This window comes from Klebsiella sp. 28 (assembly GCF_018223905.1).
GTDB classification, from domain to species: Bacteria; Pseudomonadota; Gammaproteobacteria; order Enterobacterales; family Enterobacteriaceae; genus Klebsiella; species Klebsiella pneumoniae.
On sequence record NZ_JAGRQY010000026.1, the window covers coordinates 47474 to 53473 of the forward strand.

The window sequence follows — 6000 nt, forward strand, 5'->3', positions numbered from 1 at the left end:
ATATTGATGCGTCGCCATCATGTTATTTTCTTTCTGCATACCGATAATCTAATGGGTAATTTTCGCCATGGTGCACAGCGCGAATTTTTAACCCGAAAAAATGCTGAATATAAGCCCGCTGGTCGGGCTTTTTTGCATGGTGCTCGCCATCCACGCCACAAAATGCCAAGGACATCCCGCGCTGGATTGTATACGATGTATATACGAATCATTACGGTATATATCTATGGGAATCGTCAAAATCTCCGATCTGCTGCACGATGATATTCGTGATGCCAGCAAAGCCATGTCCCGCTCCGTCAATGCCCAGGCGGAATACTGGATCCGTCTGGGCATGATGAGCGAACTCTACCCTGAGCTTAACCACCAGCAGATCAAACTGCTGATGCTGAAATCCGGCTCTGACCGTCTGCTGGAGGTGATCAATGCCATCAATAATCATTAAAACCGCCGACGAACTCGCCCGGCAGCGCCATGCCGGCCAGCTGCTGGCGTCAGTGTTTGATATGCTGGATACTTTTATCGTTCCCGGCGTAACGACGATGGCGATTAACGATCGAGTGGAAGATTTTATCGTCAACCAGCTGCACGCCCGCCCGGCCAGCAAGGGGCAATACGATTTTCCCTATGTGTTGAACACTTCCATTAACGATGTGGTGTGCCACGGGATCCCCAAAGCGAGCGAACATCTGCGCTCCGGGATGATTGTTAACGTCGATATCACCCTCGAGAAAGCGGGCATGATTGCCGACTCCAGTAAGATGTACCTGATAGGCGATGTCTCCCCGCTGGCCCGCCGGCTGGTAAAGACTACCTATGAAGCGATGTGGAAAGGCATTGAGGTGGTGAAGCCTGGCGCGACGCTGGGCGATATTGGCCACGCTATTCAGCGCTGGGTGGAGGAGCATGGCTATAGCGTGGTCAGAGAATATTGCGGTCACGGCGTCGGTCAGGAAATGCATGAGGAACCGCAGGTGCTGCATTACGGCCGCCCCGGAGAAGGCGCCGTGCTGCAGGAAGGCATGGTGTTCACCATTGAGCCGATGGTCAACCAGGGCGACAGCCGTATCAAAACCAAAAAAGATGGCTGGACGGTGGTTACCCGCGATAAAAAACTCTCCGCGCAATGGGAGCACACCGTGGCCGTCACCGCCAACGGTTTTGAGGTGCTGACGTTACGCGACGATGAACAGTCGCGGATCCGCTGAGTTGCTTCCCTTTCTCTATGACGGTGGGCCGCTTTCCGATCCCGGAGCTCACTTGGGCGCCAGACGACACCTGATTCTGCCGCCGGGCGGCGGCAATAATTGTTTTCATGAATGATTTCTGCGCGCGCGCCTGCCCGCTGGTTATGGCTGATGCGCGCATAAACCGCACAACGGTTTATCCTTTACCTTCTTGCATCAGCTTACTCTTCATTGCCTTTATCCTGCCTTAGCGATAGCGAATAATGACATCCGCTTCACTATGCTGCGCATTTCGCCAGTGAATACTGACCTCACCGCGATTGTCCGGCATGGCGTAGCGAGGACGGTTGTTTGTCAAGGCGACCTGTTCCGGTGAATGGTGCTGACACGAGACATCGATACGATCGTGCCGGGGGGCGATAACACAGGCCGGATTGATGACCCGTCCTGAAAAATGAACCTGGCCGGAAAGCGCAGCAGACGACGCCAGCGGCGCCAGGCACAGACATATCAGAGCGAGACGGAATGGAGACATAGCAATCTTCCTTGATAACGGGTGACACTGCGCGGCACAGCATCGTTTCTGTGCCCTACAACCTGCGGCTTCCTGCCGTCACTCCACGCTACTGCAAAATAGCGGCAGCGTAAATGATTATTCCGGGCCACCCGGTCAACTGCCGGGATTAACAGCAACTTTTTCGTAAAATTTGCTCAGAACAGTTATCTCCCGGAAATAATGCATTATACGTATGGGACTCTTTTTAATATTTAATGAGATTATACTTACACCAAAAAATAAATAATGTTACAGCTTAACACATCTTATCAATGGGCCTTTACGATGTTCTCCGTATAATCCCGCCCCCGACGGTAATATACATTAGCGATGCTTACCGTTTTTTTGTGAACAGAAATAAAAAACATGCTTTAAAAATGTTAAATGCTTTTGTTAACTTGTGATTATTTAATAAGGTTTGAGTATGAAAGAAAAAGGCACCCTGCTGGTTGTTGGTTCACTGCTGGCCTTAAGTCTGGCTACTGTGACCACCGCCCGCGCGGCGGGTACACTGAATTTCACCGGTAAAATTATTAACGAGTCCTGCCAGATCGCCAATAACGGTGGCGATGTTAATGTCGATTTTGGCAACGTCGATATGTCGGCGCTGAAATCCCATGAAGCGAAAACCGCAGAAACGCCGTTCACTATCAACCTCACCGGTTGCCCACTGGCGCAGAACATCAGTATCAGCCTGGAAGGTACTCCGGACACCAACGCTAACGGCACCAGCGCCGCCGTGCTGGCGCTCTCCGACGCCGCGGATACCGCCAAAGGGGTGGGCATTGAAGTCTTCTCTTCCCCTGACGGCTCAACGGAAGGCACTCAGCTGACCTTTGACAAGCAGAGCAAAACGGCGGTTTCGCAAGCCGACGAAAACGGTGATATTGCATTTAACTTTATTGCCGATCTGAAGAGCGATTCCTCACAGGATGTCACTGCCGGCAATATTAATGCCACGGCCAATATTGATATTGTGTACGAATAGAATGTCCTGATTGCCACTTTTCCAAGGGCAGCGTCCTCCTGCCCTTATTCTCTTCCTCGTGACCGGATCCTCAATTATGCAGTGTTATAAAGCGGCTTTTATCCTGAGCCTTCTCTTTTGCCCGTTCCTGGCGTCTGCCGCCGGGGTTGCCATTGCCGGCACACGTGTCATTTATAATGAACAAAGCCATGAGGCAGACATCACGGTAAAAAACACCAATCCTCACGATCCGGTGCTTATTCAGAGCTGGGTAGACGATCTGGCTGATAATAATAAATCACCGTTTATCGTCACCCCGCCATTGTTCCGTCTGGATGCCGGAGACAGCAACGATCTGCGCGTGTTATTAACCTCGGCGCAACTGCCAAACGATCGGGAAAGTTTGTTCACCCTGAATATCAAAGTGATTCCCGCCAATACCGCGCCGGCTGGCGAGAACATTCTGCAATTTGCTATTAAGAATCAACTGAAGCTCATTTATCGCCCGGCAGGGCTCCCTGGTTCGGCGCTCGACGCGGCGCAGCACCTGCGCTGGCGGGTCAGCGGCAACCATCTGCAGGCGGAGAATGCCTCCCCCTATTATGTGACTATCACCACGCTCAGCTGCGCGGGCCAGAACCAGAAAACGCCGCTTGAGCGCAGCGTGATTGCTCCTCACAGCCGTGAAGAGTATTCCCTCCCCGGCGAGGCCTGCGCCCGCGAGGTGAGCTGGCGCATTCTGGATGACTTTGGCGCTGTGCAGACGTTTAGCGCCCCCGTTTCGGCGCACTAAGCGTCTGATGTCGCGATGCGCCACGGCCCGGCTCATACCGTTACCGTCGTCAGCCTCTCCATCCTGCTGGGCGGACAGAGCGCGCTCTTGCACGCCCAGGCGACCTTTAATATGGATCTGCTGGAGAAAAACGACCATTTGCCGGCAGTGGATCTGCAACGCTTCAATCAGCAGGCGGGCCAGCCGCCAGGCGCCTATCCGGTGAGCTGGCAGGTCAACGGCGTCACGCTGGACGCCCGTAAGACCGTCACGTTTCGCCAGAACGATCGCGGACAGCTCATGCCCTGCCTTAAGCCGGAAGATCTGCTGCAGGCCGGAGTTAACCCGGCCGTGCTGTCCCAGGCGCCCGGCGCAACGCCCCGCTCATGTCCCGAACTCAACGCGCTGCTGCCGGGCAGCACGGTCAATTTCGATTTTGCTCATCAGCGGCTGGTAATGACCATTCCTCAGGCGCTGATGACGCACCGGGCGAGGGATAATGTTCCCTCTGCGCTGTGGGACGAAGGTATTAGCGCCTTTCAGAGTAACTATCGTTATTCAGGCGCCAGCCAGCGTACCCGCGAGGGCAGCACCGAGCGCGATAACTATCTGATGTTGAAAAGCGGCGTGAACGTCGGCGCCTGGCGCCTGCGCGCCAGCAATAGCCTGACCGCCAACAGCGATGATAAGCCCCAGTGGACGACCAGCGGCGCCTGGCTTGAGCGCGACCTGACGCGCTGGCAGAGTGAACTGACCCTCGGGGATACCTTCACGTCGGGCGATGTGTTTGACGCGGTACAGTTTCAGGGAATATCCCTCGCCTCCAGCGATGCGATGCTCCCGGACTCGCAGAAAGGTTTTGCCCCGACCATCCGCGGGATTGCCAGAACCAACGCCCAGGTCACGGTTCGGCAAAATGGCTACGTGCTGTATCAAACCTACGTCACCCCCGGCGCGTTCGTGATTGACGATCTTTATCCCACCGCCAGCAGCGGCAATCTTGAGGTTGCCGTCAAAGAGTCGGATGGCGAAATCCGCCGCTTCACCCAGCCGTATGCTTCGGTGACCAGCATGCAGCGCGAAGGCAGCCTGAAATACAACCTGGTCGCCGGGCGCTACCATAGCGACGATGCCAGCCAGCGACCGTTGATGATGCAGCTGTCGCTGATGCGCGGGTTCGCCCACAACCTGACGCTGTTTGGCGGACTGCAGAGCGCGGCGCAATACCATAACCTCTCGCTCGGCGCAGGACAGGGGTTGGGAGAAGCCGGGGCGCTCTCGCTGCAGCTGTTAAACGCCCGCGACCGGCACCAGCAGGATCCGATCGATGGCCGGGCCTGGCAGCTCCAGTACAGCAAAGGTTTTGATCGTCTTGGCACGCAGTTGACTTTCACCGGCTGGCGTTATTCGCATCAGCGCTATGCCACGCTGAGCGAGGCGTTTTCCAGCCCGGGTAGCGACGACGACCTGCAGGATAGCGACAACAAAAAAGCAACCCTGCAAATCACCGCCAGCCAGAGCCTGCCGTACGATATCACCCTCTATCTGAGTCTCGACCAGGACAGCTACTGGTCAGGGGGCGCCACACAGCGTACCGCCAATATGGGGATCAGCAGCCAGGTTCACGGTATCGCGTGGTCGCTCAGCTACAGCGACTCCCGCAGCAGCCACGGTGACGAGGAGGATGACAAGCCGCATTCCGACAAAGTGGTGACGTTGTCACTTTCCGTGCCGTTGAGCCACCTGCTGCCGGGGAGCTATGCCGGCTATACCCTGACCTCCTCCCGCCACAGCGTTGGCAGTCAGATGGTCAGCCTCAACGGCACATTGCTGGACAATCACGCGCTTAGCTACGCCGTCAGCCAAACCCGCGATCGGCAAAACGGGTCCAGCGGCAGCCTGACGGCCGGGTACAGCAGTGGAAGGGGCGATCTGAATCTCGGCTACAGCCACGATTCGCAGGCCGCTCGTCTGAACTACGGCGCCAGCGGGGGCATTCTGATTCACCGCCACGGGGTAGTCTTTACGCCGGAAATGAATGGCGCTGTCGTCCTGATTGACGCCGGTGGCGCCGGCGGTGTGACCCTCGCCAACCAGAAAACCATCGCCACCAATGGTGACGGGTACGCCGTGCTGCCCTTCGCCACCGCCTATCACCGCAACGACGTCTCTCTCGACAGCCATTCGCTGCCGGAGAATGTGGATCTGGCCAACAGCACCGTGACGCTGGTCCCTACCAAAGACGCGGTGGTTCTGGCGCGCTTTCACACCCACGTTGGCTATAAGGCGCTGTTTACGCTGCAGTCGCGGGGACAACCGCTGCCCTTTGGCAGCGAAGTACGCGCCAAAGACACCAGCAGCATCGTTGCCAGCGAGGGTCAGGTGTACCTGGCCGGCCTGGCGCCAAAAGGCACCCTGTATGCGCAATGGGGGCCGGGCCCTCAACAGCGCTGTAGCGCCCGCTACGATCTCACCCCGACGCTGGCGCAGACCCCCCATCCACTCATTTTACAGCAGA

6 protein-coding genes are annotated in these 6000 nt (G+C 56.4%); 5 read left to right on the forward strand and 1 reads right to left on the reverse strand.

Annotation, left to right across the window (positions count from 1 at the left end; genetic code table 11):
- Positions 1–226: 226 nt before the first annotated feature.
- Together KHQ28_RS05190 and map are read left to right on the forward strand one after the other, a co-directional pair.
- Positions 227–445: a ParD-like family protein gene (locus KHQ28_RS05190; RefSeq protein ID WP_002904808.1), complete on the forward strand. Its 219-nt coding sequence runs from the start codon at positions 227–229 to the stop codon at positions 443–445.
- On the forward strand, positions 426–1208 hold the full coding sequence (gene map, locus KHQ28_RS05195) for a type I methionyl aminopeptidase (RefSeq protein ID WP_032412217.1): 783 nt from the start codon (positions 426–428) through the stop codon (positions 1206–1208). Before KHQ28_RS05190 ends, map begins: the two co-directional genes overlap by 20 nt.
- A gap of 226 nt (positions 1209–1434) precedes the next feature.
- Here the strand turns inward: map and KHQ28_RS05200 are convergent, their stop codons facing one another.
- Complete coding sequence (locus tag KHQ28_RS05200; RefSeq protein ID WP_032418976.1) at positions 1435–1722, reverse strand: type 1 fimbrial protein; 288 nt, start codon at positions 1720–1722, stop codon at positions 1435–1437.
- A gap of 445 nt (positions 1723–2167) precedes the next feature.
- Here KHQ28_RS05200 and KHQ28_RS05205 point away from each other — a divergent pair, with 445 nt between their 5' ends.
- The 3 genes from KHQ28_RS05205 to KHQ28_RS05215 form a co-directional block, all read left to right on the forward strand.
- Positions 2168–2731, forward strand: coding sequence for a fimbrial protein (locus tag KHQ28_RS05205; protein WP_004143457.1), 564 nt, complete (start codon positions 2168–2170; stop codon positions 2729–2731).
- A gap of 76 nt (positions 2732–2807) precedes the next feature.
- Positions 2808–3503, forward strand: a complete 696-nt coding sequence (locus KHQ28_RS05210; protein WP_004213066.1) for a molecular chaperone — start codon at positions 2808–2810, stop codon at positions 3501–3503.
- Between the two features lie 15 nt (positions 3504–3518).
- Positions 3519–6000 (forward strand): fimbria/pilus outer membrane usher protein (locus KHQ28_RS05215; RefSeq protein ID WP_211777570.1); only part of this gene is annotated, 2482 nt, incomplete at its 3' end.

Bases quoted from the DNA above. Each gene is read 5' to 3' on its own strand.
- map (WP_032412217.1), top strand. From the start codon at position 426: ATGCCATCAATAATCATTAAAACCGCCGACGAACTCGCCCGGCAGCGC.
- KHQ28_RS05190 (WP_002904808.1), top strand. From the start codon at position 227: ATGGGAATCGTCAAAATCTCCGATCTGCTGCACGATGATATTCGTGAT.
- KHQ28_RS05210 (WP_004213066.1), top strand. From the start codon at position 2,808: ATGCAGTGTTATAAAGCGGCTTTTATCCTGAGCCTTCTCTTTTGCCCG.
- KHQ28_RS05205 (WP_004143457.1), top strand. From the start codon at position 2,168: ATGAAAGAAAAAGGCACCCTGCTGGTTGTTGGTTCACTGCTGGCCTTA.
- KHQ28_RS05200 (WP_032418976.1), bottom strand. From the start codon at position 1,722: ATGTCTCCATTCCGTCTCGCTCTGATATGTCTGTGCCTGGCGCCGCTG.